General features: G+C 68.5%; 20 protein-coding genes and 1 pseudogene. 18 read left to right on the forward strand and 3 right to left on the reverse strand.

Annotated features, from left to right (window positions below; all coding sequences use genetic code 11):
- Window positions 1-125 precede the first annotated feature (125 nt).
- The 3 genes and pseudogenes from ACIBGM_RS41560 (at window position 126) to ACIBGM_RS41570 (ending at window position 3,577) form a co-directional block, all read left to right on the forward strand.
- Window positions 126-521, forward strand: a complete 396-nt coding sequence (locus ACIBGM_RS41560) for a hypothetical protein (protein WP_396388680.1) — start codon at window positions 126-128, stop codon at window positions 519-521.
- 2 nt (window positions 522-523) lie between these two features.
- Window positions 524-2,974: a DUF4132 domain-containing protein gene (locus ACIBGM_RS41565; RefSeq protein WP_396388681.1), complete on the forward strand. Its 2,451-nt coding sequence runs from the start codon at window positions 524-526 to the stop codon at window positions 2,972-2,974.
- Between the two features lie 13 nt (window positions 2,975-2,987).
- Window positions 2,988-3,577: pseudogene (locus ACIBGM_RS41570) on the forward strand (DUF4259 domain-containing protein).
- Between the two features lie 124 nt (window positions 3,578-3,701).
- Here ACIBGM_RS41570 and ACIBGM_RS41575 read toward each other — a convergent pair.
- Complete coding sequence (locus ACIBGM_RS41575) at window positions 3,702-4,664, reverse strand: NmrA/HSCARG family protein (protein WP_396388682.1); 963 nt, start codon at window positions 4,662-4,664, stop codon at window positions 3,702-3,704.
- 93 nt (window positions 4,665-4,757) lie between these two features.
- Here ACIBGM_RS41575 and ACIBGM_RS41580 point away from each other — a divergent pair, with 93 nt between their 5' ends.
- Complete coding sequence (locus tag ACIBGM_RS41580; protein WP_360530962.1) at window positions 4,758-5,249, forward strand: MarR family transcriptional regulator; 492 nt, start codon at window positions 4,758-4,760, stop codon at window positions 5,247-5,249.
- A gap of 9 nt (window positions 5,250-5,258) precedes the next feature.
- On the opposite strand, the gene ACIBGM_RS41585 is transcribed toward ACIBGM_RS41580, so the two are convergent.
- Window positions 5,259-5,627 (reverse strand): hypothetical protein, encoded by a 369-nt coding sequence (locus tag ACIBGM_RS41585; RefSeq protein ID WP_396388683.1) that lies wholly within the window; start codon window positions 5,625-5,627, stop codon window positions 5,259-5,261.
- A 24-nt stretch (window positions 5,628-5,651) separates the two neighbouring features.
- Here ACIBGM_RS41585 and ACIBGM_RS41590 point away from each other — a divergent pair, with 24 nt between their 5' ends.
- The 4 genes from ACIBGM_RS41590 (at window position 5,652) to ACIBGM_RS41605 (ending at window position 12,248) form a co-directional block, all read left to right on the forward strand.
- The gene (locus ACIBGM_RS41590; protein WP_396388684.1) at window positions 5,652-6,338 is read left to right on the forward strand and encodes an NADH-ubiquinone oxidoreductase-F iron-sulfur binding region domain-containing protein; all 687 of its coding nucleotides are present in this window, start codon (window positions 5,652-5,654) and stop codon (window positions 6,336-6,338) included.
- Window positions 6,335-6,544: a ferredoxin gene (locus tag ACIBGM_RS41595; protein WP_360530977.1), complete on the forward strand. Its 210-nt coding sequence runs from the start codon at window positions 6,335-6,337 to the stop codon at window positions 6,542-6,544. The genes ACIBGM_RS41590 and ACIBGM_RS41595 overlap by 4 nt, the downstream gene beginning before the upstream one ends.
- 127 nt (window positions 6,545-6,671) lie before the next feature.
- Window positions 6,672-11,537, forward strand: a complete 4,866-nt coding sequence (locus ACIBGM_RS41600; protein WP_396388685.1) for an NAD-glutamate dehydrogenase — start codon at window positions 6,672-6,674, stop codon at window positions 11,535-11,537.
- Window positions 11,538-11,573: 36 nt separating this feature from the next.
- The gene (locus ACIBGM_RS41605; protein WP_396388686.1) at window positions 11,574-12,248 is read left to right on the forward strand and encodes an IMP cyclohydrolase; all 675 of its coding nucleotides are present in this window, start codon (window positions 11,574-11,576) and stop codon (window positions 12,246-12,248) included.
- On the opposite strand, the gene ACIBGM_RS41610 is transcribed toward ACIBGM_RS41605, so the two are convergent.
- Window positions 12,237-12,980: a GntR family transcriptional regulator gene (locus ACIBGM_RS41610; protein ID WP_360530989.1), complete on the reverse strand. Its 744-nt coding sequence runs from the start codon at window positions 12,978-12,980 to the stop codon at window positions 12,237-12,239. The two genes, ACIBGM_RS41605 and ACIBGM_RS41610, sit on opposite strands and share 12 nt — an antisense overlap.
- Before the next feature lie 291 nt (window positions 12,981-13,271).
- On the opposite strand from ACIBGM_RS41610, the gene ACIBGM_RS41615 reads away from it, so the two are divergent.
- The 10 genes from ACIBGM_RS41615 to ACIBGM_RS41660 all read left to right on the forward strand — a co-directional run bounded on the left by ACIBGM_RS41615 (window position 13,272) and on the right by ACIBGM_RS41660 (window position 23,858).
- Window positions 13,272-14,258 carry a Gfo/Idh/MocA family oxidoreductase gene (locus ACIBGM_RS41615; protein WP_360524539.1) on the forward strand — a complete coding sequence of 329 codons (987 nt, stop codon included), beginning with the start codon at window positions 13,272-13,274 and terminating at the stop codon, window positions 14,256-14,258.
- A 29-nt stretch (window positions 14,259-14,287) separates the two neighbouring features.
- Window positions 14,288-15,172 carry a sugar phosphate isomerase/epimerase gene (locus ACIBGM_RS41620; protein ID WP_360524536.1) on the forward strand — a complete coding sequence of 295 codons (885 nt, stop codon included), beginning with the start codon at window positions 14,288-14,290 and terminating at the stop codon, window positions 15,170-15,172.
- Window positions 15,169-16,149, forward strand: a complete 981-nt coding sequence (gene iolC / locus ACIBGM_RS41625) for a 5-dehydro-2-deoxygluconokinase (protein ID WP_396388687.1) — start codon at window positions 15,169-15,171, stop codon at window positions 16,147-16,149. Before ACIBGM_RS41620 ends, iolC begins: the two co-directional genes overlap by 4 nt.
- A complete protein-coding gene (locus ACIBGM_RS41630) occupies window positions 16,146-17,108 on the forward strand; it encodes a deoxyribose-phosphate aldolase (protein WP_360524530.1) in 963 nt (320 codons plus the stop codon). The genes iolC and ACIBGM_RS41630 overlap by 4 nt, the downstream gene beginning before the upstream one ends.
- Window positions 17,105-17,998: a 5-deoxy-glucuronate isomerase gene (gene iolB / locus ACIBGM_RS41635; protein WP_396388688.1), complete on the forward strand. Its 894-nt coding sequence runs from the start codon at window positions 17,105-17,107 to the stop codon at window positions 17,996-17,998. Before ACIBGM_RS41630 ends, iolB begins: the two co-directional genes overlap by 4 nt.
- Before the next feature lie 63 nt (window positions 17,999-18,061).
- Entirely contained in the window at window positions 18,062-19,975 is a 1,914-nt protein-coding gene (iolD, locus tag ACIBGM_RS41640) for a 3D-(3,5/4)-trihydroxycyclohexane-1,2-dione acylhydrolase (decyclizing) (protein ID WP_360524524.1), read from the forward strand.
- Window position 19,976: 1 nt separating this feature from the next.
- Window positions 19,977-20,873 (forward strand): TIM barrel protein, encoded by an 897-nt coding sequence (locus tag ACIBGM_RS41645; protein ID WP_360524521.1) that lies wholly within the window; start codon window positions 19,977-19,979, stop codon window positions 20,871-20,873.
- Window positions 20,874-20,955: 82 nt separating this feature from the next.
- Complete coding sequence (locus tag ACIBGM_RS41650) at window positions 20,956-21,951, forward strand: sugar ABC transporter substrate-binding protein (protein ID WP_360524518.1); 996 nt, start codon at window positions 20,956-20,958, stop codon at window positions 21,949-21,951.
- 9 nt (window positions 21,952-21,960) lie between these two features.
- Window positions 21,961-23,004 carry an ABC transporter permease gene (locus tag ACIBGM_RS41655; protein ID WP_360524515.1) on the forward strand — a complete coding sequence of 348 codons (1,044 nt, stop codon included), beginning with the start codon at window positions 21,961-21,963 and terminating at the stop codon, window positions 23,002-23,004.
- Entirely contained in the window at window positions 23,001-23,858 is an 858-nt protein-coding gene (locus ACIBGM_RS41660) for an ATP-binding cassette domain-containing protein (RefSeq protein ID WP_360524512.1), read from the forward strand. The genes ACIBGM_RS41655 and ACIBGM_RS41660 overlap by 4 nt, the downstream gene beginning before the upstream one ends.
- Window positions 23,859-23,892: the final 34 nt, after the last annotated feature.

The raw sequence follows: 23,892 nt of genomic DNA on the forward strand, positions 1-23,892 counted from the left end.
CGCCAACTGGACATCTCCGCATCAGGTGCCCGGGCGTGACGAGCCCATTTGCAGCAAGTTGCATCTGCCGAGTTCACTGACCGTGGCGCGGGGTGGGTGAACGGTTGGGTGGCTATGCTGCCGCGATGTCGATCACCGTGAAGATCATCGATGTGTCGGGGGCGGGGCGGGTCGGTGCGACGACGCTACTGGAAGGTGTGGCTAGTAGCATCACGCTTCGCGATCTGGTGCGAACGCGCGTGCGGGACGAGGTGGCGCGCTTCAACGTCGTTCCACAGGAAGTGTTCCAGGGGCTGGTGATGCCCGAAGGTGCGCTGCCGACCGCGGCGGGGTTCCGGCTGCCGAAGCAGCGGCGCCTCGACTGGGAACAGCAGGCCGATCGTGCGGTCGAAGCGTTCGGGCGCAACGGCTTCTTCGTGCTTGTCGACGACCGCCAGGTGACCGACCTTGACGAGGAGCTCGCGTTGACCGCGGACTCCGACATCCGTTTCGTCCGGCTCGTGCAGTTGGTCGGAGGCTGAGCGTGGACCAGGCAAGTGACACCGCATCCGGCCAGGTCGACGACGTGGCGTCCCTGCTGGACGCAGCGATGCGCGCGATTCAGGGCCGATCTTGGATCGGGGACAGCGACGCACGGACGCTCCCGCAGGTTCGGGCCATCACCCAGGCCCCGGAAGACGTACGCCGCGAGTGCATCCTGAGGGCCTCCGAGCGGGTCGACAGCCACTACTGGGTCGACTTGATCTCGATCACCGCGCGCAAACGCGTCAAGTTCTCGGCGGACGACATCGACCGACTGCTGACGCTGCGCCTTGGCGTCTCCGATGACCTCAACTTCTGGTGGAACAGTGAGGCGCTCCGTGCCGTCAGCCGCCAGATCGAGCACACCTTCCCCACCTTGACCGATGCGGAACAAGCACGACTCGAGCCTCTCCTCCTGCAAGCCGTCGACAGGGCGCGAGACGCAGCCACCGCTACCAGGCTTCGGCAGCTCGTCACCACCGCCGACGGCATCCGGCTCGACCTGATCGACGCAGGCGATGCCATCGGTCCGCGACTGCGTGCCGCGTTCGAGCAGGCAGACGACCAGGTCGACAAGCTTGCGACAACGCTCGACCTCCTGGCGGCGTATCCCACCAAAGGCCGGCCCTCGAAGAAGTGGCTCACCGAGACCGAACAGATCATCAGCCGGCTGTCCCGGCCCGCGGAGCTGATCGGCGCTCTCCTCGACGCGGCCCTCGACGCCGAGGACAGCGAGGCCTCGTACACCCACAACGACCGCACCCACACCTACCCGCGCTACATCACCAGCAGCAACGAAGGATTCCTCGGCGGCACAGTCGCGGCCGCTGGACTCCTGCGCGACTCAGCACTGCTGCCGCGGCTGCGACGCCTCGCGACCAAGACCGTGACGGTCATCGGAGGACAGTTTGGCAACCCACGCAGCCTGCGTCTGGCCAACCTGTCGACACAGGCGATGGCCGATATCGGCGCCCCGGCATCGATCACCGAGTTGCTCGCACTCGAGCGATCCGTCCGGCATGGGACGTTGCTGAAGCAGGTCCGCAAGGCCATCGAAGCGCTGGCCTCCGCGCAGGGCATGACGCGGGACCAGTTGCTGGAGCGCGCGGTCGAGACGCACGACCTCGACCCGGACGGAATTCGCACGCAACCTCTGTCGAGGGGATCCGCCCAGATCGTCGTGGACGGACGAGCCGCAGCCCTTCTATACGTCGACGAGAAAGGCACGGCACGCAAGTCCATCCCCGCTGACGTGAAGCAGGCTGACGCCGACGTACTCGTTGCGGTCCGCAACGACCTCAAAGCCGTCCGGAAGACGATCGCCGGCGAGCGCGTACGGCTGGACGGCCTGATGGCCCTTGAGCGCAGCTGGCAGCTCGACGAGTGGCGCACCTGGTACCTCGACCACCCGATCACCGGCCGACTGGCACGGACACTCGTGTGGGCCTTCGAAACCCAGCACACGCCGGTGGTGGTCGGCCTGCCGCTGGACAGCACGACCGCGATCACGGCTTCGGGGCAACACGTCGGGATTCCGCCGGATGCGCGAGCGCGTCTTTGGCACCCCGTCCACGCGACCAGTGACGAGGTCCGGGCCTGGCGGCAATGTCTGCTCGACCAGCAGATCGTTCAGCCCTTCAAGCAGGCGTTCCGCGAGATCTATCTGCTCACGCCCGCCGAGGAACAGACCCGCGAGTACTCCAACCGGTTCGCCGGCCACGTCTTCGGGCAGGTCCAGGCCCGCGCCCTGATGAAAGGGCGAGGCTGGGCACCGGTCGCCGTCGCGTGGTGGGACGACGGCATCGACCAGGGCATCGCCCGGCGAACGTTCGACTCGGCCGGGATCCGCGCCGAGTTCTACTACGACCCGATCCTCGAACAGGAGCCAACGGCCAGCGACCTCTACCCGTACTGCACCAGCGACCAACTCCGGTTCGTCGACGCCACCAGCGACGAGACGATCGCATTGGCCGACGTACCGCCGCTCGTCCTCACCGAGGCCCTGCGCGATGTCGACCTGTTCATCGGGGTCACCTCGATCGGCGCAGACCCTGAGTGGCTCGACCGCGGCACCCAGCGCCAATTCGACACCTACTGGCACACCTACGGCTTCGGTGAACTGTCCGCAGCCGGACAGATCCGCCGCGACATACTCTCTCAGCTCGTCCCACGCCTGGCCATCGCCGACCGATGCGAACTCGATGACCGCTACCTCACCGTGCGCGGAGACCTCCGCACCTACCGCATCCACCTCGGCAGCGGCAACATCCTCATGTCACCCAACGACCAGTACCTCTGCATCGTCGCCGCCCGCAACGGACAATCCCAGAAGCTCTTCCTACCCTTCGACGACGACCCCGTCCTCAGCCTCATCCTCAGCAAAGCGTTCCTACTCGCCGACGACACCGCCATCAAGGACCCCACCATCAGCGCCCAGATCAACCGTCGCTGAATCTCCGTCAACGGTGTTCGGAAACGACGATGCAGCCGACTGGGCTGGGAACCTGGTCGACGCCGATCAAGAGCAGTTGATCGCTGATGCGCTGGAGCGCGCGACCGGCTCAGCTGGAGTTGAGTACTTGGAGGCCCCGAGGGCGCCGAGGCGCTGGCTGCAGCTGAGATCGCCGCAGCCGCAGCCGCAGCCGGGGCCCCAATTGATGCAAATGCCTCCACCGAGCGAGCGCTCGCATGGGCGTCTGCCCGCGCCGGGTTGGCCGAGTTGATCCCGGTCGCGATCCGCGCGGTCGACCGGGTGGTCGCGGACGACTCCGAGCTGTGGACCGAGGGAGACGATCTGGCTTGGTTGAAGGCCACCGACGATCTACGGACACGGCTACGGAGCAGGGCTGAAGCTGGACGGCGGCCGGCGTGGCCGCCGCGCCAGCTTGCGACTCCCGTCACTCCAACACCCGGTGGTACCAGTCTCGTGTGTTCGGATGTGCCGCCTGGTGCTTTCCCGGGCGAGGCGCGGACGGCTCCGAAGGACGCGGCCAGCCGGTATTTCAGCGGGGTTGCACGGCAAGTCAGCGGGCTGGGTCAGGCCTCCCGGTACTGAGCATGCGACCGGTTTGCTCCGTCACTGCTCCGTGGGGAGCGCTAAACGATGGTCGTTGTAGCGAAATTGTGATCACAGATGCAAGTTTGGGCGGCGGATCGGTGGGGCCGATCCGCTGTACAGATCACTTGATGGAGATGGCGTCTTTGTGCTTGGTGAGCCAGTCGGTGAAGGACTGGAGGGATGGGTTCAGCTTGCGCACCTGGTCGAGGTCGCGGTCGCCGGTGAACTGTTCGTGGTTCTCGGCGTAGTACTGGAACATGTTCGAGAACTCGACGGCGTAGGGGAAGCCGAGGGTGCGGTAGGTGGGCCAGGGGAGGGGGCGGTAGGCAACCTTCTCGCCGAGGGCTTCGGTGAGGGCGGCGGCGTACTCGTCGCCGGTCAGGTGGTCGCCCGCGATGCTGAGGGTGGTCCCGATCAGGCCGGCGTCCTTGAAGACGGCCAGGGCGGTACGGCCGATGTCGTCGGCGGCGATGCCGGACAACGGCTTGTCGGCCATCGGCATCGAGATCGTCAGCGTGCCGTCCTCGCCGCGGACCGGTTCCATCCCGCCGGCGAACGCGTCGAAGTAGAACGTCGTGCGCAGGAAGGTCGTCGGTACGGCGTACTTCGTGAACAGCTCGTCCGCCTCGGCCTTGGCGTCGAAGTGCGGGACGGTGTAGCGGTCGTCGTCCAGCCACGGCACGTCGTCACGCCCCTCGAAGAACGGGCGGGTGTCGTCGAGCGTCGACCAGACGACATGCTGTACGGCGGCATCGCGAGCGGCCCGCGCTGCGGTCTCGGCCTGGAACAGCTCCATCTCCGCGGCCGTCCGCGCGGCCTCCTCCTCGGGGCTGCGCGGAGCCCAGTAGTTCGTCACGACGAAAGCGCCGTACGTGCCCTCGAAGGCCGCGCGCACGCTCGCCTCGTCGTCCAGGTCGGCGGCGACCACCTCGGCGCCGGCCGCCGCGAGGGCCTGCGCCTTGGCGGACCGCGGGTCCCGGGTCAGCGCGCGGACGGCGAACTCGCCGTCCGCCAGGATCGCCCGGGCGAGCCCGCCGCCCTGTGCTCCGGTGGCGCCGACGACTGCGATCAGCTTCTTGCTCATATCACTCACTCCACGATTTCGGTTGATGTGTCAACTCGCGGCCAGCTTAGCGCGCTAGGTTGATGTGTCAACCAATGCAGGTAGGATGGGTGCGTGAGCAAGGGACCGTGGCTCGACGACGACGAGCAGACCGCATGGCGCAGCTACCTGCTGATGAACAAGACGCTGACGACGCACCTGGAGCGTCACCTGCAGCGGGAGTTCGGCCTGTCCAGCTCCGACTTCGAGATCCTGGTCAACCTGTCCGAGTCGGAGTCCGGCCGGATGCGCGCCTTCGAGCTGGGCCGGGCGACGCAGTGGGAGAAGAGCCGGATGTCGCACCACCTGACCCGGATGGAGAAGCGCGGCCTGATCCGCCGCGAGGCCTGTGACTCCCGCTACCCGGAGATCGTGATCACCGAGGACGGCATGGCCGCGATCAAGGCCTGTGCCCCGGCACACGCCGCGCGGGTCCGCGAGTTCTTCGTCGACGTCCTCGGCCCCGACCGCATGGTCGCCCTCGGCGAAGCCTCGGACGAGATCCTCGAAACCATCGGCAAGCACTGCGGCACCGACTGCCCGCCGGAGGTCAGCGGCCTGGGCTGAGAAGGGTTCTCAGAGAGCTTTCAGGAGAACTTGATCGTCGCTTGACGTTCTCTTGGAGTGCGGCTGAGGAGCCTCCCGGGAGGCTTGCAGCATGGTCACCACAGATGCGTTCGAAGCGTCCCACTCCTTCCGCCGGCGCCGGCTGCGCCGGGCCTCGGCGGCTGCGATCGCGACGGCGGTGCTCGGGATCGGCGGCACCGGGTTGTCGGTCGCCGTCGTGTCCGCCCGGCAGGCCGACTCCGGCAGCAGCGGCACCACGGTGAGCTCCACGAGCTCCGACGACTCGGGCTCCAGCAGCTCAGGCAGCAGCAGTTCCAGCAGCTCGAGCTCGGACGATTCGGGCAGCAGCGGTCTCGGGTCGGCGTCGTCGGGTTCCACCTCGCAGGGTGGGAGCAACGGATCATGAGCGCGTTCCGGACCTGGACCGCCTGGAGTTGCACGGTCCGGCTGACCGTCGATGACCCCGCCGTACTCGGCGCCGCCTGTGGTGAGCTGAAGGCGCTGATGGACCGGGTCGACAAGGCCGGGCTGATCAGTGAGCCGGGGACGCAGTTGCTGACGATCGACGGGGCTGTGCAGCGACCAGGCGTGATCGAGACGCCGATCGGCGTACCGCTGGAGGCCGTACTGCGGTTTGCCGGTGCCGAGGCCGGGCCGGTGCTGCTCGGTGGGTATCACGGCCGCTGGCTGCCGCATGGCGGCGGTGTGGTCCTCAAGCGACCGGAGGTGTCCGCCGGCATCATCCTGGCGCTCGGCACGGACACCTGCCCGCTCGGTGAGGTGCACCGGGTCTCGCAGTGGCTCGCAAGCCAGTCGGCCGGGCAGTGCGGTCCGTGCGTGTTCGGGCTGGCGTCGCTGGTCGACGACTTCGACAGGCTGGCCAAGGGCGACCCATCCGGGTGGCATGACGCTCAGCGGCACCTCGGTCTGGTCCCGGGGCGAGGGGCGTGCGCCCACCCCGACGGCTCGGCGCGTTTTCTTGCCTCGGCGCTCGAGGTGTTCGGCGAGGACGTGCGGCTCCACCTCGCCGGCGGCGGGTGCGGGCGACAGGTCAGAGGTGTGTTGCCGGTGCCAGGAGGTTCGTGGTGAACAAGGTAGAGATCGACTGGACCCGGTGCGACGGCCACGGCCTCTGCGCCACCCTGCTGCCGGACGACGTGGCCCTCGACGAGTGGGGTTTTCCGGTCCTGCGAGGCCGTGAGATCACCGCGGGTGAGCTGCCGCATGCGCGCCGCGCAGTACTGGCCTGCCCGGCTCTGGCACTGCGTCTCGACGCACCTGTCGAACGTGATTGATCAGCCTGCGGACAGGCCCGTCCCGACAGCACACCAGTGACCAAGGTGGACTAGTCTCTGAGTTGTCGCACAACGTCGTGCGGCCGGTGCGAACAGCGCCGTTGGCACGCGTTGGAGACGGTGGGGAATGCAGAGCAAGCTGGACGTCCAGAAGGCGGAAGTGCTCGCCAAGGCGGTGGCCGCCGGAACTCAGGGGCACGACAAGTCGATCGATCCGTCCAGGCTGAAGACCTTCCTCGAGCGGTACTACCGGCACGTCGCGGCGGAGGACGTCGCCGAGCGGGAGCCGACCGACTGCCTGGGCGCCGCGAAGCACCACTACAAGTCCGCAATGGCGCGGCCGCAGGGTACGGCGAAGGTGCACGTCTTCACGCCGACGCCGGAGGACCACGGCTGGTCCGCGAACGGCCGGACCGTGGTGGAGATCGTCATCGACGACATGCCGTTCCTGGTGGACAGCGCCGCGATGGTGATCAACGAGCACAACCTCGAGCTGCAGCTGCTGGTGCACCCGCAGTTCGTGGTCCGCCGGGACATGGCCGGCACCCTGCAGGAGGTCCTGGACGACACCGCTACCTCGGACGAGCACGACCTCGTCCGGGAGAGCTGGATGCACCTCGAGATCGAGCGGATCCCCGACGTCGCCGAGCAGCGCGCGCTGGAGGACGAGCTGCAGCGGGTGCTGCACGACGTCCGGGTCGCGGTCGAGGACTGGCCGAAGATGCACGAGAAGGCCGTCACCATCGCCGAGGGCCTGGACGCCGACCGGCTGCCGGTCGGCGAGCACGAGGTGGAGGAGGCCCGGGAGCTGCTCGAGTGGCTCGCCGACGAGCACTTCACCTTCCTCGGCTACCGCGAGTACGACTTCACCATGGAGGGCACCCAGGGCATCCTCCGCGGCCGGGCCGGCTCCGGCCTGGGCATCCTGCGGGCCGACCCGAAGCCGAGCTCGGGCAAGCTGCCGCCGGAGGTGAGCGCGAAGGCGCAGGAGCGCAAGCTGCTCATCCTGACCAAGGCGAACTCACGGTCCACCGTGCACCGGTCGGCGTACCTGGACTACGTCGGCATCAAGCAGTTCGACGAGACCGGTGAGCCGGTCGCGGAGTGCAGGTTCATCGGCCTGCTCTCGTCGACGGCGTACACCGAGAGCGTCATGCAGGTGCCGGTGCTGCGCCGCAAGGCGCTGGAGCTGTTCCGGCTGACGGGCTTCGACCCGAACAGCCACAGTGGCAAGGGTCTGCTCGACGTACTGGAGACCTACCCGCGCGACGAGCTGCTGCAGGCGCCGGTCGAGGACCTGCTGCCGATCGTGCAGTCTGTGCTGCACATGCAGGAGCGGCGCGCCGTCAAGCTGTTCGTACGGCGTGACGTCTACAACCGCTACCTGTCCTGCTTGGTGTACCTGCCGCGTGACCGCTACACCACAGCGGTCCGGCTGCGGATGCAGCAGATCCTCAAGGACGCCATCGGCGCCGAGACCGTCACCTACGCCGCCTACGTGACCGAGTCCGTGCTCGCCCGGGTGCACTTCGTCGTCCGGATGAAGCAGGGCGAGACAGTCGGTGAGTACGACGCCGACCTGCTCGAGCACATGGTGGTCGCGTCGACCCGGGCCTGGGTGGACGACTTCACCGCCGCGCTGCATGCCAAGGGCGGCGACGGTGCGGTCACCCAGCTGGCCCGCAAGTACGCCGACGCCTTCCCGGAGGCGTACAAGGAGGACTTCGACCCGCGCGTCGCGGTCAACGACGTCAACGTGCTGGAGAGCCTGCCGCCGGACAACGGCCTGGCCATGTCGCTCTACACCCCGATCGACGAGGAGTGGGAGGGTGAGCGCCGGTTCAAGGTCTACCGGACCGGCTCGTCGCTCTCGCTGTCCCAGGTGCTGCCGCACCTGACCCACATGGGTGTCGAGGTCATCGACGAGCGCCCGTACGAGATCCGGCCGGGCGGTGGCGCGGCGGCGTACATCTACGACTTCGGGCTCAAGGTGCCGGCCGACACCGACGAGCGCGACGAGTTGCGCACGCTGTTCTCCGACACCTTCCACGCGGTCTGGCAGGGCCGGGCCGAGTCCGACAGGCTGAACGCGCTGGTGCTGCGCGGCAACCTCAGCTGGCGGCAGGTGTCGATCCTGCGGGCGTACCACAAGTACATTCGGCAAGGCGGTACGCCGTTCAGCCAGGCCTACATCCAGGAGACCTTCCTCAACCACGTGGACGTGGCGAGGCTGCTGGTGCAGCTGTTCGAGACCAGCTTCGACCCGGCCCGCGGCGCCGCCGACGACCCGGACCGGCTCAACCACGCGGCCCAGCTGGAGAAGGAGATCCTGGCCGCGCTGGACACGGTGCAGAGCCTGGACGAGGACCGGATCCTGCGCTCCTACCTGACCGTGATCAAGGCGACGCTGCGGACGAACTTCTTCCAGCCGGCGATCGCCGACGGGTCGCCGCGGCCGTACGTCTCGCTGAAGCTCGAGCCGAAGGCGATCCCGGACCTGCCGCAACCGCGGCCGGCGTACGAGATCTTCGTGTACTCGCCGCAGGTCGAAGGTGTGCACCTGCGCTTCGGCGCGGTCGCCCGCGGCGGCCTGCGCTGGTCGGACCGCCGGGAGGACTTCCGGACCGAGGTGCTCGGCCTGGTCAAGGCGCAGATGGTGAAGAACTCGGTGATCGTGCCGGTCGGCGCGAAGGGCGGGTTCTACGCCAAGCAGCTGCCGGACCCGTCGGTGGACCGGGACGCGTGGCTGGCCGAGGGGGTCGCGTCGTACAAGACCTTCATCTCCGGGCTGCTCGACATCACCGACAACATCGTGGCCGGCGAGATCGTCCCGCCCCGCGACGTGGTCCGGTACGACGGTGACGACGCCTACCTGGTCGTTGCCGCCGACAAGGGCACGGCGACCTTCTCGGACATCGCGAACGGAGTGGCCAAGCAGTACGGCTTCTGGCTCGGTGACGCGTTCGCCTCGGGTGGCTCGGTCGGGTACGACCACAAGGCGATGGGCATCACCGCGCGCGGTGCGTGGGAGTCGGTCAAGCGGCACTTCCGCGAGCTCGGGCACGACTGCCAGAACCAGGACTTCACCGTCGTCGGTGTCGGCGACATGTCCGGTGACGTGTTCGGCAACGGGATGCTGCTGTCGGAGCACATTCGGCTGGTCGCGGCGTTCGACCACCGGCACATCTTCCTGGACCCGTCGCCGGACGCGGCGAAGTCCTTCGCCGAGCGGCGCCGGCTGTTCGAGCTGCCCCGGTCCTCGTGGGCGGACTACGACGCCGCGCTGATCTCGCCCGGCGGTGGCGTGTACCCGCGCACGGACAAGGCGATCCCGGTCTCGCCGGAGGTCCGCGCCGTTCTCGGGATCGAGGGGTCCGCGGCCACGCTGACCCCGGCCGAGCTGATGAACGCGATCCTCAAGGCGCCGGTCGACCTGTTCTGGAACGGCGGCATCGGCACCTACGTGAAGTCGTCGGCCGAGACCAACGCCGACGTCGGCGACAAGGCGAACGACGCGATCCGGATCAACGGCGCGGAGCTGCGCGCCCGGGCGGTCGGCGAGGGCGGCAACCTCGGCTTCACCCAGCTCGGCCGGATCGAGTACGCGTCGAGCGGCGGCCGGATCAACACCGACTTCATCGACAACGTGGCCGGCGTGGACACCTCCGACCACGAGGTGAACATCAAGATCCTGCTGGACACCGTGGTCGCCGACGGCGACCTGACCGAGAAGCAGCGCAACGACATCATCGCGTCGATGACCGACGAGGTGGCCGGGCTGGTGCTGAAGAGCAACTACCGGCAGAACATCGCGCTGGCGAACGCGACCGCGCAGGCCCCGGCCCTGATGCACGTCCACCAGGACTGGGTACGGCGGCTGGAGAAGCAGCGACTGCTGGACCGGGAGCTGGAGTTCCTGCCGAGCGTGGCCGAGTTCAAGCGCCGCAAGGCCGAGGGACGCGGCCTGTCGTCGCCGGAGCTCTCGGTGCTGATCGCCTACACCAAGATCGTGCTCGAGTCCGACCTGCTGAAGACGTCGCTGCCGGACGACCCGTTCCTGGCGCACAAGCTGGCCAGCTACTTCCCGAAGCCGATGCAGAAGCGGTTCGCCGACCAGATCCAGCACCACCAGCTGCGTCGCGAGATCATCACCACCCAGGTGGTGAACGAGTTCGTGAACACCTCCGGCATCACGGCGTACCACCGGCTCTCGCTGGAGACCGGCGGCACGGTCGAGGACGTCGTCCGGGCGAACCTCGCCGCGTCCCGGATCTTCGCCCAGCCGGAGCTGCTGGCGCGCAACGCCGAGCTGGACAACGTCGTCGACGCCGCGACCCAGACCCACATGAGGCTGGAGACCCGGACCCTCGTCGAGCGGGCGACCCGCTGGCTGGTCAGCAACCGGCGGCCACCGGTCGACATCGAGGAGCTGATCGAGTTCTTCAGCCCGGGCATCACCAAGCTCACCACCGCGCTGCCCGACGTGCTGCGCGGCCGTGAGCTGGCGTTGTTCGAGCAGCGCCGCGAAGCCCTGGTGAACAAGGGGGTTCCGGCCGACTTCGCGTCCAGGATCGCCGTGCTGCCCCCGGCGTACGCGGGCCTCGGCATCATCGAGACCGCGTCGCACGGCGACCTCGACCTGCTCGAGGTTGCGAAGGTGCACTTCGCCCTTGGCGAGCGGCTGCAGCTCGGCCGCTTCCTGGAACGGATCATCGGCCTGCCGCGCACCGACCGGTGGCAGACGATGGCCCGGGCCGCCCTCCGCGACGACCTGCACGCCGTGCATGCAGGCCTCACCGCTCAGGTCCTGAAGGCCACCGACGCGTCCGCCGAGCCCGAGCAGCGTGTCATCACCTGGCAGGACCAGAACGAGGCAGCCCTGTCCCGCGCCGCCACCATGCTCGAGGAGATCGTCGAAACCGAAGGCCCCGAGCTGGCCCACCTCTCCGTAGGCCTCCGTCTGGTCCGCACCCTGCTGGCCAACCAGGCCTGAGTGCTCACCCCCGCGAGCCGTCGATAGGCTCGCGGGGTGAGGTCACTTGAGGATGCTGCTGGGGCGGTCGAGTATCCGGGCCGTGGGTTGGTGATCGGGCGCGATGAGGGTGGAGTGCCGTTCGTCGGGTACTGGCTGACCGGGCGGAGTCCGGCGTCGAAGCGGCGGCGGCTGGTGGTTGGCGAGTGGGAGATCGTGGTCGAGGACACCTCGGGCGGTGCGAGGGACAACCTGCGGCACTACACCGCGGCCGTTCGGGCGAGTGACTGGGTTGTGGTGGGCAATGGAACGCAGGTGAGCGAGTTGGCCGCTGCCCGCCGGTCCGGTACCGACCTGCAGTTGGCACTGCGCGAGCACGCTTACGAACCTGATCCGCCGATCCGTACGCCGCGGATCTTCGCCACCGCCGCGACCGACGGGACCGGGGTCGTGATCGGATCCGCCCGCGCCGTTCCGGGGGCCGTGGACCTGGTCCAGCACCCGTCGGTCTACCTTGCGCAGTTGCCAGTGGCAACGGCTGTCACGGTGAAGACCTACGCTGGAAACAGGACGGCCCCGGTAGTCGACGGTGTCCCGGAAATCGTGTCCTGGAAGGATTCCTGGCGTTCGGTCGCCGGTCTCTGGTACGTGCTCGACTCGTCCTTGCGCGTCGGCCTCTTCGTCGTACCGCTGAATGCTGCGAGCTTCGAGCCGGCTGTCCTAGCGTTCTGACACGACCACGTCGACCGAGTACTGGTCGGCGCGGTAGCAGTGGTCGCCGAACTCGACCGGCCGGCCGTCGGCGGCGTACGCGGACCGGGTCATGGTGACCAGCGGCTCGGCCTTGGACATGTGCAGGGTACGGCGTTCCTCGGCGGTCGCGTTCCGGGCGCCGATCCGCTGCCGGGCGACCGTCGGCCGGATCCCGCGAGCCCGCAGTACGGCGTACAGGCCGGAGCCGGTGAGCTGCTCCAGGGTGAGGTCGTTGAGGGTCGGCGGCAACCAGTTGCGCATGATCGCGAGCGGGATGTCGTCGGCGTACCGGAGCCGCACGATCGCCACCAGCGGGGTCCCGGGCGGGAGCTCGAGGACCGCGGCGGCGCGGTCGTCCTGGGCCTCGCAGTCCAGCGAGAGCACCTCGGTTCGGGGTGTGCGGCCCTCGCGTTCGAGGTCGTCGTACAGGCTGGTGAGCTCGGCCTTGCGGTGCACCATCTGGTTCGCGACCGTGGTGCCGATGCCGCGGCGGCGGACCAGCAGGCCCTGGTTGACCAGCTCCGAGATGGCCCGGCGGACGGTCGGCCGGGACAGGTTGAGCCGGTCGGACATGCCGATCTCGTTCTCGAACGGGTCGCCCGGGCGCAGCCGGCCCTCGGTGATGGCAGCGGTCAGCTGCTCGGCGAGCTGGTGGTACAGCGGCACCGGGCTCGACCGATCGAGCTGAATCGGCAACGCGGCGCCGGTCATGGGGCCTCCCGGCCTGGACTGAGGAACGGAGGGAGCGAAGCGACCGGAGAGACGAGGGAAGGCCGGGAGTTCCAGCCCCATGACCCGCCGCGCCGAAGGCGTGGCATCAGTACCGTCATGGCGGGATGTTACAACAGGGAGGTATGTATGTCTCTACGTGAAAATGTGTTAACAAACTATTGACACGTCTGGCGCGGGCCGGAAAGCTGGCGGTCAATCGGCGCGCCGCCCGGCAGGACTCGGCGCGCCTGTGGGGTGGATGGTTCCGGTGTCGAGGAGAGGGCTGCGCGGATGCGGATCGGGTTGGTCGGGGTCGGGCGGATCGGGGCGTTCCACGCCGCGACCTTGAAGGGGTTGCCGGCGGTGGACCAGGTGGTGGTCGCGGATGCCGACCCGAGCCGGGCCGAGCTGGTCGCCAAGGACCTCGGGCTGGAGTACGCGCCGGACGTGGACGCGTTGCTGGCGAGCCGGCTGGACGGTTTCGTGATCGCGGCCGCGACCTCGGCGCACGCGGACCTGATCGCGGCCGGTGTCGCGGCCCGGATCCCGACCTTCTGCGAGAAGCCGGTCGCGATCGACCTGGACGAGACCCTGCGCGTCGTCGAGCTGGTCGAGGCGTCCGACGTACCGGTGCACATCGGGTTCCAGCGCCGCTTCGACGCCGGGTACCAGGCGGCCGCGGCCGCGGTCCGGGGCGGCGAGCTCGGGTTCGTCCACCACATCCGGGCGAACACCAACGACGCATTCCCGCCGCCGGCTGAGTACATCCCGACCAGCGGCGGCTTCTTCCGCGACTGCACGGTGCACGACTTCGACATCCTCCGGTTCGTCACCGGCCGCGAGGTGGTCAGCGTGTTCGCCACCGGCGCGAACCGCGGCGAGTCCTTCTTCGGCGAGTACGGCGACGTCGACGCGGCGGCCGCGTTGCTCACCCTCGACGACAACACGTTCGTCTCGGTCAGCGGCACCCGGTACAACGCGGCCGGGCACGACGTCCGGATGGAGATCCTCGGCAGCCTCGGCTCGCTCGCGGTCGGCCTGGACGAGCACACCGCGCTGCGGTCGACCGAGGCCGGGGTGACCTTCCCCGGCGGCCAGCCGCACGCCACCTTCATGGACCGGTTCCGGCCGGCGTACGTCGCCGAGCTGACCGCGTTCACCGAGGTCGCGGCCGGGACCCGCGAGGTCCCGTGCACGGTCCGGGACGCCTACCAGGCCTTCCGGATCGCCGACGCCTGCGAACTGTCCCGCCGCGAGCACCGGCTCGTCCAGCTGTGAAGCCTTCGACAACAGAGGAGATTGGCCCGATGACTGACCTTGCACTCCGGATCGCCGGCGCTCCGATCTCCTGGGGTGTCTGCGAAGTCCCCGGGTGGGGCTGGCAGTACGACCCGGAGACAGTGCTCGCCGAGATGCGCGACGTCGGCATCGCGGCGACCGAGTTCGGGCCGGACGGCTTCCTGCCGGCCGACCCGGCGGAGAAGGCGAAGACACTGGCCGATGTCGGACTCCGCGCGGTCGGCGGGTTCGTGCCCGTCGTACTGCACGATCCGGCGTACGACCCCACGCCAGAGGTCGCCGCCGCGCTCGAAGGCTTCGTCGCAGCCGGCGCGACCACGCTCGTCCTCGCCGCCGCGACCGGGCAGGACGGGTACGACGACCGCCCGGTGCTCGACGAGACAGGTTGGACGACGCTGCTCGGCAACCTCGACAAGCTGTCCTCGCTGGCGGCCGAGCGCGGCGTGCTGGCAACCATCCACCCGCACGTCGGGACGATGGTCGAGAACGCCGACGACGTCGACCGGGTCCTGCGCGGGTCGTCGATCGGACTCACCCTCGACACGGGCCACCTGCTGATCGGCGGTGTCGACCCGGTCGCGCTGACGGTGGAGCACGCTGCGCGGATCAAGCACACGCACCTGAAGGACGTCGACGCCGCGTGGGCCGCGAAGGTCCAGGCCGGTGAGGTCAGCTACACCGACGCAGTCCGCGAAGGCATGTACCGCCCACTGGGCGCCGGCGACATCGACCTGACCACGATCGTCGCCACTCTGGAGAGCTCGGGTTACCGCGGCTGGTACGTCCTCGAGCAGGACACCATCCTCGGGTCCCGTCCCAACGGCGACGGCCCGCTCACCGATGTCCGCGCCAGCATCGCCCACCTGCACACCATCGCGGAGAACCTCTCATGAGCCAGGTAGCCGAGACCCAGAACGCCTCCGTGAACCCGCCCGACGAGGTTCTGACCATCGGGCGGATCGGGGTGGACCTGTATCCGTTGCAGGTCGGCACGCATCTGGAGGATGTCGAGAGCTTCGGCAAGTTCCTGGGCGGCAGCGCGACGAACGTCGCGGTCGCGGCCGCCCGGCACGGCCGGCGCTCGGCGGTGATCAGCCGGACCGGCAACGACCCGTTCGGGACCTTCATCCACCGCACACTGCGCGAGCTCGGAGTCGACGACCGGTTCGTGACCCCGGTCGACAACCTGCCGACACCGGTCACCTTCTGCGAGATCTTCCCGCCGGACAACTTCCCGCTGTACTTCTACCGGTTCCCCAAGGCCCCTGACCTCGAGATCTACCCGTCCGAGCTGGACCTGATCGCGATCCGGGACGCGAGCATCTACTGGTCCACCGTCACCGGCCTGTCCGCCGAGCCCAGCCGATCCGCGCACTTCGTCGCCTGGGAGGCGCGCGAACGCCGCCCGCTGACCGTGCTCGACCTCGACTACCGGCCGATGTTCTGGGCCGACCCGAGTGAGGCGCACGACCAGGTCAGCCGCGCGCTCGAGCACTGCACGGTTGCCGTCGGCAACCGTGAGGAGTGTGAGGTGGCGGTCGGCGAGACCGATCCGGACAAGGCCGCCCAGGCATTGCTGGACCGCGGTCTGGACCTGGCGATCGTCAAGCAGGGGCCGAAGGGAACGCTGGCCCGCACCCGCGACGAGCGGGTCGAGGTGCCGCCGTTCCCGGTCGAGGTGGTGAACGGCCTCGGCGCCGGCGACGGCTTCGGCGGCGCGCTCTGCCACGGACTGCTCGCGGGCTGGCCGCTGGAAAGAGTGATCCGGTTCGCGAACACGGCCGGCGCGATCGTCGCCTCCCGGCTCGAGTGCTCGACCGCGATGCCGACCGAGACCGAGGTCCTGAACCTGCTGGGTGAGGAAGCATGAGCGACCCGGGCACGCAGCAGACTCTCGCCCCGACCGGCGCCGGCGAACCCAACACTCGCGGTGTCGGCCGACCGGTACGGCGACTCGACCAGCTGACCGACCTGCGGGTGCGGCATCCGGAGCGGATCACCGAGGCCTGGCAGCAGCGTCGTCGCCGTGAGCTCGTCGGCGCCGACGGTCGGCTCCTGATCGTCGCGGCCGACCACCCCGCGCGAGGTGCGCTCGGCGTCCGCGGTGACCGGATGGCGATGGCCAGTCGGCCGGCGTTGATCGACCGCCTGATGACCGCGCTGGAGCGCCCGGGTGTCGACGGTGTGCTCGCGACTCCCGACGTACTCGAAGATCTGCTGATGCTCGGGGCGCTTGAGGGCAAGGTCGTCATCGGCTCGATGAACCGCGGTGGACTGCAGGGCGCCGCGTTCGAGTTGGACGACCGGTTCACGGCGTACCGGACGGCCGAGGAGATCGCCGCTCGCCGGTTGGACGGCGGCAAGATGCTGACCCGGATCGACCTGGCCGACCCGGGCACGGTCGCGACGCTGGAGAGCAGCGCGGCCGCGGTCACCGGACTGGCCGAGCACAAGCTGATGGCGATGGTCGAGCCGTTCTGGTCGACGCGCACCGACGGGCGGGTGACGAACCTGCTCGATCCGGACTCGGTGATCAAGTCGATCCAGATCGCCGCCGGACTCGGCGCCACCAGCGCGTACACCTGGCTCAAGCTGCCGGTCGTCGACGACCTGGCGCGGGTGATGGACGCGACGACGTTGCCGACGCTGCTACTCGGTGGCGATCCCACCACTTCGCCCGAAGAGACGTATGCAGCGTGGGGCAAGGCGCTCAGCCTTCCTTCCGTTCGTGGTCTGGTCGTCGGTCGGGCCCTGCTCTTCCCGCCCGACGGCGATGTGGCCGCCGCCGTCGACCAGGCCGCCGCTCTCGTCCACGGAGGTGCCGCATGACCGAATGGTTCAGGCCTGCTGGTACGACTGCACGCGACGGCTTCGAGGTGGTCGTGCGACCCGGTGAGCAGGACTGGCATCACACCGGCCTGTCGATCTGCACGCTGCTTCCGGGCCAGTCGGTCCAGATCGACACCGGCGACTGCGAGTACCTGGTCCTGCCGTTGAGCGGATCGGCCGAGGTGATCGTGGACGGCGAGACCGTCCCGCTCGGCGGCCGCGCCGACGTCTTCGCCGGCCCGACCGACCTCGCCTACGTCCCCCGCGGTACGACGATGGCCGTGGTCAGCGCCGGTGGTGCGCGCATCGCGTTCCCGCACGCCAGGGCGGCGAGCGACTACCCGTTCCGGCGGATCGGCGTCGAGCAGGTCGAGACCGAGCTACGCGGCGCGGGTGTCGCGTCCCGCCAGGTGCGGAACTTCGGCACCCCGGCCGTCCTCGACGCCGACTCGATCATCGCCTGCGAGGTGCTCACCCCGGCCGGCAACTGGTCGTCATACCCGCCGCACAAGCACGACGAGCACAAGCCGGGCGAGGAGAGCGAGCTCGAGGAGATCTACTACTTCGAGCTGCAGCTGTCCGAGGACGCACCCGAAGGGGCCAAGGGCAACGACCCGATCGGGTACCAGCGGGTGTACGGCACCGAGGACCGCCCGATCGACGTCCTCGCGGAAGTCCGCAGCGGCGATCTGGTGCTCGTGCCTCATGGGTGGCATGGTCCTGCGATGGCGCCTCCTGGTTACGACATGTACTACCTGAACGTGATGGCCGGTCCGGGGACCGAACGCGCGTGGCTGATCAGCGACGACCCCCGCCACGCCTGGGTCCGCGACCTCTGGACTACCCAGCGCATCGACCCCCGCCTCCCTCTCGGGACGAGCCATGAGTGAACGAACCGATGGACCAACTGCAGTGACGAGGAACCTGTTGATGGTGTGTGGAGGAGGACGGCGATGACGGTTCGGCTCACGGTCGCGCAGGCGTTGGTGCGGTTCCTGAGCGTCCAGTACTCGGAGCGCGACGGCCGGCGGCAGCGGCTGTTCGCCGGGTGCCTGGGCATCTTCGGGCACGGCAACGTGGCCGGCGTCGGTCAGGCGCTGCTGCAGGCCGAGCTCGAGGATCCGACGGCGCTGCCGTACATCCTGGCCCGCAACGAGCAGGCCATGGTGCACACCGCGTCCGCCTTCGCCCGCACCCGTGACCGGCTCCAGACCTACGCCTGCACGGCAAGCATCGGCCCGGGCTCGACCAACATGGTGACCGGCGCGGCCCTGGCGACGATCAACCGCCTTCCTGTTCTGCTCCTCCCTTCGGACGTGTTCGCAACCCGGGTGGCGACCCCCGTGCTGCAGGAGCTGGAGAGCTTCGGCGCCGGCGACGTCTCCGTCAACGACGCGTTCCGCCCGGTGTCGAAGTACTTCGACCGCGTCTGGCGCCCCGAGCAACTGCCGTCGGCGCTACTCAACGCCATGCGCGTGCTGACCGACCCGGTCGAGACCGGTGCGGTGACCCTGGCCCTGCCGCAGGACGTCCAGGCCGAGGCCTACGACTGGCCCGAGGAGCTCCTCGCGGAGCGCACCTGGTATGTCGCGCGGCCGTTGCCGGAAGCATCAATTGTCGACAAGGCGGTAGATCTCCTACGGTCCGCGCAGCGGCCGCTGATCGTCGCCGGCGGCGGTGTGCACTACTCGGGTGCCGAGGAAGCGCTCCGCGAGTTCGCCGAGGCGACCGGCATCCCGGTCGCGGAATCCCAGGCAGGCAAGGGATCGCTGCGCTACGACCACCCGCAGTCGGTCGGCGCCGTCGGCTCGACCGGGACCACGGCAGCCAACACCCTCGCTCGCGACGCCGACGTCGTGATCGGCATCGGCACCCGGTACAGCGACTTCACGACGGCCTCGCGGACCGCGTTCCAGAACCCGGACGTGCGGTTCGTGAACATCAACGTGGCGCGTTTCGACGGTGGCAAGCATGCCGGCCTTCCTCTCGTCGCGGATGCCCGGGAAGCCCTTGTTTCGTTGGGATCCGCGCTTGGTGACTGGTCTGTGAGTGACCAGTACAGATCGTTGACGGCCATGCTCGCAACCCAGTGGGACGCGATTGTGGAAAACACCTACAACCCACCCGCCGAGGTGACCGCGAAACTCGCCGAAGGCCTGCTGACACAGGGCGAAGTACTAGGTGCCGTGAACGAATTGTCGGCGCCGTCTGATGTGGTGGTGTGCGCAGCCGGTTCGATGCCGGGTGACCTCCACAAGTTGTGGCGGACGCGCGACCCGAAGGGATACCACGTCGAGTATGGCTACTCCTGCATGGGATACGAGATCGCCGGCGGGATCGGCGTCCGCCTCGGCGCGCCCGACCGGGACGTGTTCGTCATGGTCGGCGACGGGTCGTACCTGATGATGTCGACCGAGCTTGTCACCGCGGTCCAGGAGAACGTGAAGGTCGTCGTCGTCCTGGTCCAGAACCACGGCTTCGCGTCGATCGGCGCGTTGTCGGAGTCGCTGGGATCCCAGCGGTTCGGGACGGCGTACCGGCGCCGCAGCGGGGACGGACGCCTCGACGGCGACTACCTGCCGGTCGACCTGGCGGCGAACGTCCGCAGCCTCGGCGTCGACGTGATCGAGGTGCACGACCGCGCCGAGCTCGAGAAGGCGATCTTCACGGCGAAGGCCGCGGACGGCCCGATCGCGATCCACGTGAGCACGGACCCGCTGATCGGCGCCCCGGACAGCGAGTCCTGGTGGGACGTCCCGGTCAGCCAGGTGTCCGCTCTCGACTCCACGCAGGCGGCGTCGGCGTCGTACGAAGAGGCCAAGAAGGGCCAGCGCCCGTACTTGGCTCCCACCGAGGGGGATCGCTGACATGGGCAAGGTGAACGTCGGCAGCGCGCCCGACTCGTGGGGTGTCTGGTTCGCGGACGACCCGCAGCAGACGCCGTGGGAGAGGTTTCTCGACGAGGTCGCCGCTGCCGGGTACACCCGGATCGAGCTCGGACCGTACGGCTATCTCCCGACCGACCCGTCCCGGCTGAAGGCGGAGCTCGACAAGCGCGGCCTGACGATGACGGCCGGTACGACGTTCGAGCACCTGCACCGGCCGGATTCGTGGGAGTCGACCTGGCGTGACGTGGCCAGGACCGCTGAGCTGACCGCGGCGATGGGCGCCAAGCATCTGGTCGTCATCCCGTCGATGTGGCGGGACGGAAGCACCGGAGAAATCACCGAGCCCCGGCTCGACCGCGCAGGCCAGGCCGAGCACGGCCGGCAGGTCACGGAGCTCGGTCGCCGGCTCGCCGAGGAGTTCGGGCTGAAGACGCAGTACCACCCGCACGCGGACGGCCACGTGGACACCCAGGACACCGTTGATGCCTTTCTCGAGGACACCGACGGGGCGTACGTGAACCTGTGCCTGGACACCGGTCACATCAGCTACTGCGGCGGCGACAACCTCAAGCTGATCCAGGACTACCCGGACCGGATCGGCTATGTGCACCTCAAGCAGGTCGACCCTGCGATCCTGGCCGCCGTCGAGGCCGACGGGGTCGGCTTCGGCGAGGCGGTCAAGCGCGGCGTGATGTGTGAGCCGCCCAACGGCGTCCCCGAGTTCACCCCGCTGCTGGACGCGCTGGCGGGACTCGAGGTGGACCTGTTCGCGATCGTCGAACAGGACATGTATCCCTGTCTGCCCGACGTCCCGCTGCCGATCGCGGAGCGGACGTTGTCTTATCTGAGATCCCACGGGAGTGGCGTATCGATCTGACGGCCAGCAGAGTGTGCACTCTCTGGTCCCACGCAACACCGCGGAGTAATCCCGCGGATCGTCTGAAAGGCTGGTTGTAGTCATGGTTCGGTGGCAGAAGAAGTCGGCGGCGGTGGGGGCTGCGTTCGTGCTGGTCGCGGCGCTGGTCGCCTGCAGTTCGTCCGGCGGCAAGCAGGAGGAACAGAGCTCTGGTGGCTCCGGCGGCAACGTGGCCGACACTCCGCGGATGAAGGTCGCGTTCATCACGCACGCGGCGCCTGGTGACACCTTCTGGGACCTGGTCCGCAGAGGTGCCGAGGCCGCGGCGAAGAAGGACAACGTCGAACTGCAGTACACCGGCGCGCCGGAGGGAGCCGACCAGGCCAACCTGGTGCAGACCGCGATCGACTCGAAGGTCGACGGGATCGCCGTCACCCTCGCGAAGGCCGACGCGATGCAGGCGAACGTGAAGAAGGCGGCCGACAGCGGCATTCCGGTGGTGGCTCTGAACGGCGGTATCGATGCGTGGAAGCAGGCCGGCGCGCTCGGGTACTTCGGTCAGGACGAGCGGATCGCGGGCCAGGCGGCCGGTGAGAAGCTGACCCAGCTGGGTGCGAAGAAGGCGGTCTGCGTGATCCAGGAACAGGGTCACGTCGGACTCGAGGCCCGGTGCCAGGGTGTGAAGGACAAGTTCCCGAACTCCGAGAAGATCTACATCACCGGCACCGACATGCCGGGCAGCACCACGACCATGACGTCGAAGCTGCAGCAGGACAAGAGCATCGACTACGTCGTCACGCTCGGCGCGCCGTTCGCGCTGGCCGCGGTCCAGTCGGTCAAGGACGCCGGTTCCAGCGCGAAGGTCGGCACCTTCGACACAAACAAGGACCTGGTCACCGCGATCAAGGACGGCTCGGTGCAGTGGGCCGTCGACCAGCAGCCGTACCTGCAGGGCTACCTGGCCGTCGACAGCCTGTGGCTCTACAAGACGAACGGCAACACCATCGGCGGTGGGCAGGCGACGCTGACCGGGCCGGCCTTCATCGACAAGGACAACGTGGCCTCGGTGGAGAAGTTCGCCGCCGGCGGGACGCGCTGAGGACCGGTCATGGCTTCCACACTGACGGCGCCGACGTCGGTTGACGACCGGGTCTCGCGCCGCTCGCTCGCAGCCCGCCTGCTCAGCCGGCCCGAGGTCGGATCGCTGGTCGGCGCCGCGGTCATCCTGGTGTTCTTCCTGATCATGGCCGAGCCGTTCCGCAGTCCGGCCAACATCGGGACGGTCCTCTACCAGGCCGCGCTGATCGGCGTCATGGCCGTACCGGTGGCGCTGTTGATGATCGGTGGCGAGTTCGACCTGTCGGCCGGCGTCGCGGTGACAACCTCCGGGCTGTTCGCCGGCCTGTTCGCCTACCAGTTCAGCGTCAACGTCTGGGTGGGCGTGCTGGTCGCGCTGGTGGCGGCGCTCGCCGTCGGAGCCTTCAACGGCTGGCTGCTGATGCGGACCGGCCTGCCCAGCTTCCTGGTCACCCTCGGGACCTTCTTCATCCTGCAGGGCCTGAACCTCGCGATCACCCGGCTGCTGTCCGGCCAGGTCTCGTCGAACTCGATCAGCGACATGGACGGGTTCGAGTCGGCGAAGGCACTGTTCGCGTCCGAGTTCTCGATCGGCTCGGTCACCATCAAGATCCTCGTCGTCTGGTGGATCCTGTTCGTGATCGCCGGCAGTTGGGTGCTGCTGAAGACGAAGATCGGCAACTGGATCTTCGCCGTCGGCGGTGACGCGGCCGCGGCCCGGGCCGTCGGTGTGCCGGTGAAGCGGGTCAAGATCGGGCTGTTCATGACGGTCGGCTTCTTCGCCTGGTTCTCGGGGATGCACCTGCTCTTCACCCAGAGCAGCGTGCAGTCCGGTGAGGGGGTCGGCAAGGAGTTCATCTACATCATCGCGGCGGTGGTCGGTGGTTGCCTGCTGACCGGCGGCTACGGGTCCGTGGTCGGATCGGCGATCGGTGCACTGATCTTCGCCATGACCCAGCTCGGTGTCGTGTACGCCGGCTGGAATGCGGACTGGTTCAAGGCGTTCCTGGGCGTGATGTTGCTCCTCGCAACGATCGTGAACCTGGTCGTGAAGAGAAGGGCGGACATGCGATGACCACCACCGACAAGTTCGCTGAAGAAGCCGCCACCAGCCCGAACACCCCGGTGGTGCACCTGGAGGACGTCGGCAAGAGCTACGGCAACGTGCACGCGTTGCGTGGAGTCTCGCTGGCGGTCCGCCAAGGTGAGATCACCTGTGTGCTGGGGGACAACGGTGCGGGCAAGTCGACGCTGATCAAGATCATCGCCGGCCTGCACGAGCACACCGACGGGACGCTGTCGGTGAACGGCGAGGAGCGCCGGTTCAGCTCACCGCGGGAGTCGCTGGACAGCGGGATCGCCACGGTCTACCAGGACCTGGCGCTCGCCCCGTTGATGTCGGTGTGGCGGAACTTCTTCCTCGGCAACGAGATCACCAAGCGGCCGTTCGGCCGGCTGGACGACCGCAAGATGAAGCGGATCGCCGACGAGGAACTGACCAAGATGGGGATCTCGATCCCGAACCTGGAACAGCCGGTCGGCATGCTGTCCGGCGGTCAGCGCCAATGCATCGCGATCGCCCGGGCGATCTACTTCGGCGCCAAAGTGCTGATCCTGGACGAGCCGACCGCCGCGCTCGGCGTGAAGCAGTCCGGGGTGGTGCTGAAGTACATCGTCAAGGCGCGGGACGCCGGGCTGGGGGTCGTGTTCATCACCCACAACCCGCACCACGCCTACCTGGTGGGCAATCACTTCGTGGTGCTGAAGCTGGGCCGGGTCGCGCTCGACACGCATCGGGCCGACATCACGCTGGCGCAGCTGACCAACGAGATGGCCGGTGGTTCGGAGCTGGAGGCGCTCAGCCACGAGCTCCGCGGTGTCGACCCGGAGCTCGTCGCCGAGCCCCACGACCGCCCAGGAGGAATCTGACCACGCGAACGACGCAGGGGCCGGCGCCGACCGG

The organism is Kribbella sp. NPDC050470 (assembly GCF_044458365.1).
Taxonomy (GTDB): domain Bacteria; phylum Actinomycetota; class Actinomycetes; order Propionibacteriales; family Kribbellaceae; genus Kribbella.

What these genes read in the sequence shown, in the direction of transcription:
- ACIBGM_RS41575 (WP_396388682.1), bottom strand. Translation starts at nt 4,664, where the DNA reads ATGAGCAAGAAGCTGATCGCAGTCGTCGGCGCCACCGGAGCACAGGGC.
- ACIBGM_RS41660 (WP_360524512.1), top strand. Translation starts at nt 23,001, where the DNA reads ATGACCACCACCGACAAGTTCGCTGAAGAAGCCGCCACCAGCCCGAAC.
- ACIBGM_RS41645 (WP_360524521.1), top strand. Translation starts at nt 19,977, where the DNA reads ATGGGCAAGGTGAACGTCGGCAGCGCGCCCGACTCGTGGGGTGTCTGG.
- iolC (WP_396388687.1), top strand. Translation starts at nt 15,169, where the DNA reads ATGAGCCAGGTAGCCGAGACCCAGAACGCCTCCGTGAACCCGCCCGAC.
- iolD (WP_360524524.1), top strand. Translation starts at nt 18,062, where the DNA reads ATGACGGTTCGGCTCACGGTCGCGCAGGCGTTGGTGCGGTTCCTGAGC.
- ACIBGM_RS41615 (WP_360524539.1), top strand. Translation starts at nt 13,272, where the DNA reads ATGCGGATCGGGTTGGTCGGGGTCGGGCGGATCGGGGCGTTCCACGCC.
- ACIBGM_RS41630 (WP_360524530.1), top strand. Translation starts at nt 16,146, where the DNA reads ATGAGCGACCCGGGCACGCAGCAGACTCTCGCCCCGACCGGCGCCGGC.
- ACIBGM_RS41620 (WP_360524536.1), top strand. Translation starts at nt 14,288, where the DNA reads ATGACTGACCTTGCACTCCGGATCGCCGGCGCTCCGATCTCCTGGGGT.
- ACIBGM_RS41650 (WP_360524518.1), top strand. Translation starts at nt 20,956, where the DNA reads ATGGTTCGGTGGCAGAAGAAGTCGGCGGCGGTGGGGGCTGCGTTCGTG.
- ACIBGM_RS41560 (WP_396388680.1), top strand. Translation starts at nt 126, where the DNA reads ATGTCGATCACCGTGAAGATCATCGATGTGTCGGGGGCGGGGCGGGTC.
- ACIBGM_RS41655 (WP_360524515.1), top strand. Translation starts at nt 21,961, where the DNA reads ATGGCTTCCACACTGACGGCGCCGACGTCGGTTGACGACCGGGTCTCG.
- ACIBGM_RS41610 (WP_360530989.1), bottom strand. Translation starts at nt 12,980, where the DNA reads ATGACCGGCGCCGCGTTGCCGATTCAGCTCGATCGGTCGAGCCCGGTG.
- ACIBGM_RS41600 (WP_396388685.1), top strand. Translation starts at nt 6,672, where the DNA reads ATGCAGAGCAAGCTGGACGTCCAGAAGGCGGAAGTGCTCGCCAAGGCG.
- ACIBGM_RS41590 (WP_396388684.1), top strand. Translation starts at nt 5,652, where the DNA reads ATGAGCGCGTTCCGGACCTGGACCGCCTGGAGTTGCACGGTCCGGCTG.
- iolB (WP_396388688.1), top strand. Translation starts at nt 17,105, where the DNA reads ATGACCGAATGGTTCAGGCCTGCTGGTACGACTGCACGCGACGGCTTC.